This is a genomic window from Ferranicluibacter rubi (assembly GCF_011603255.1).
GTDB classification, from domain to species: Bacteria; Pseudomonadota; Alphaproteobacteria; order Rhizobiales; family Rhizobiaceae; genus Ferranicluibacter; species Ferranicluibacter rubi.
In genome coordinates this window covers 1-2,500 of record NZ_JAANCM010000029.1, presented here as the reverse complement: position 1 = coordinate 2,500, position 2,500 = coordinate 1, and the positions used below count along the sequence as shown (strand labels likewise).

Below are 2,500 nucleotides of genomic sequence, written 5' to 3'. Positions count from 1 at the left end.
GGTAACACCAACTGGAGGACCGAACCCGCATCTGTTGCAATAGATTGGGATGACTTGTGGCTAGGGGTGAAAGGCCAATCAAACTCGGAGATAGCTGGTTCTCCGCGAAAACTATTTAGGTAGTGCGTCGAGCGAATACCTCAGGGGGTAGAGCACTGAATGGGCTATGGGGACTCACCGTCTTACTGATCCTAATCAAACTCCGAATACCTGAGAGTACTACTCGGCAGACACACGGCGGGTGCTAACGTCCGTCGTGAAGAGGGCAACAACCCTGACCTCCATCTAAGGTCCCCAAGTCATGGCTAAGTGGGAAAGGATGTGAGACTCCCAAAACAACCAGGATGTTGGCTTAGAAGCAGCCATCATTTAAAGAAAGCGTAACAGCTCACTGGTCTAATTAAGGGGTTTTGCGCCGAAAATGTAACGGGGCTAAAGCCATGCACCGAAGCTGAGGATGTGATCCCTTTTGGGATTACGTGGTAGCGGAGCGTTCCGTAAGTCTGTGAAGGAGGACCCGTGAGGGCCTCTGGAGATATCGGAAGTGCGAATGTTGACATGAGTAACGATAAAGAGGGTGAGAGACCCTCTCGCCGAAAGACCAAGGGTTCCTGCTTAAAGTTAATCTGAGCAGGGTTAGCCGGCCCCTAAGGCGAGGCGGAAACGCGTAGTCGATGGGAACCACGTTAATATTCGTGGGCCTGGTGGGAAGTGACGGATTGCGTAACTTGTTCTGACTTATTGGATTGTCAGGGCGGGGAAGCGGTTCCAGGAAATAGCCCCACCGTATAGACCGTACCCGAAACCGACACAGGTGGTCAGGTAGAGCATACCAAGGCGCTTGAGAGAACTATGCTGAAGGAACTCGGCAAATTGCACGCGTAACTTCGGAAGAAGCGTGACCCTTTTGTACGCAAGTATGATGGGGTGGCACAGACCAGGGGGTAGCGACTGTTTATCAAAAACACAGGGCTCTGCGAAGTCTTTAAGACGACGTATAGGGCCTGACGCCTGCCCGGTGCTGGAAGGTTAAAGGGAGAGGTGCAAGCTTTGAACTGAAGCCCCAGTAAACGGCGGCCGTAACTATAACGGTCCTAAGGTAGCGAAATTCCTTGTCGGGTAAGTTCCGACCTGCACGAATGGCGTAACGACTTCCCCGCTGTCTCCAGCATAGACTCAGTGAAATTGAATTCCCCGTGAAGATGCGGGGTTCCTGCGGTCAGACGGAAAGACCCCGTGCACCTTTACTATAGCTTTACACTGGCATTCGTGTCGGCATGTGTAGGATAGGTGGTAGGCTTTGAAGCTTGGACGCCAGTTCAGGTGGAGCCATCCTTGAAATACCACCCTTATCGTCATGGATGTCTAACCGCGGTCCGTTATCCGGATCCGGGACAGTGTATGGTGGGTAGTTTGACTGGGGCGGTCGCCTCCGAAAGAGTAACGGAGGCGCGCGATGGTGGGCTCAGAACGGTCGGAAATCGTTCGTCGAGTGCAATGGCATAAGCCCGCCTGACTGCGAGACTGACAAGTCGAGCAGAGACGAAAGTCGGTCATAGTGATCCGGTGGTCCCGCGTGGAAGGGCCATCGCTCAACGGATAAAAGGTACGCCGGGGATAACAGGCTGATGACCCCCAAGAGTCCATATCGACGGGGTTGTTTGGCACCTCGATGTCGGCTCATCGCATCCTGGGGCTGGAGCAGGTCCCAAGGGTTTGGCTGTTCGCCAATTAAAGCGGTACGTGAGCTGGGTTCAGAACGTCGTGAGACAGTTCGGTCCCTATCTGCCGTGGGTGTTGGAATATTGACAGGATCTGTCCCTAGTACGAGAGGACCGGGATGGACATATCTCTGGTGGACCTGTTGTCCTGCCAAGGGCATAGCAGGGTAGCTATATATGGACGGGATAACCGCTGAAGGCATCTAAGCGGGAAACCCCCCTGAAAACGAGTATTCCCTTGAGAACCGTGGAAGACGACCACGTTGATAGGCCGGGTGTGGACGTGCAGTAATGCATGAAGCTTACCGGTACTAATCGTTCGATCGAACTTGATCGTTCCCATTGCCCATGCTCATCTCGCCGCGAAGGCAAAGCCTTCGTCGGCTCGATGATCATGTTCTGTGCTGACGCTGTCGCGGCTCTGCCGCTTCGCTCCGCACGGGCCGCGCCATAAGGCGCGACGCGCTCTGCGCTTGCCAAGCCTTGCGGCTTGGATCACAGCGAGACGCAAACTCCAAAGACGTGTTCAAATCCAGCGAAAACAGAGCCAAACCGAATGGAAACCCTATTCGCTATTGGCTACTCCCACTTCGCTCCTAAAAAATCCAGCTTCTCGTTTCGTTTGCCCTTAGCCGACCTGGTGGTTCTGGCGGGGTGGCCGCACCCGTTCCCATTCCGAACACGGCCGTGAAACGCCCCAGCGCCTATGGTACTTCGTCTTAAGACGCGGGAGAGTCGGTCGCTGCCAGGTCTGCTAAAGGCAAACATTCCATCTTCTC

The 2,500-nt window shown here is 54.3% G+C and carries 2 rRNA genes (1 of these 2 cut by a window edge); both read left to right on the top strand.

What is annotated here, in order from left to right:
• Nucleotides 1-2,058: ribosomal RNA gene (locus G8E10_RS25650) — 23S ribosomal RNA — on the top strand; it begins 829 nt to the left of the window's first position.
• A 299-nt stretch (nt 2,059-2,357) separates the two neighbouring features.
• Nucleotides 2,358-2,472 (top strand): 5S ribosomal RNA (gene rrf / locus G8E10_RS25645).
• Nucleotides 2,473-2,500 lie beyond the last annotated feature (28 nt).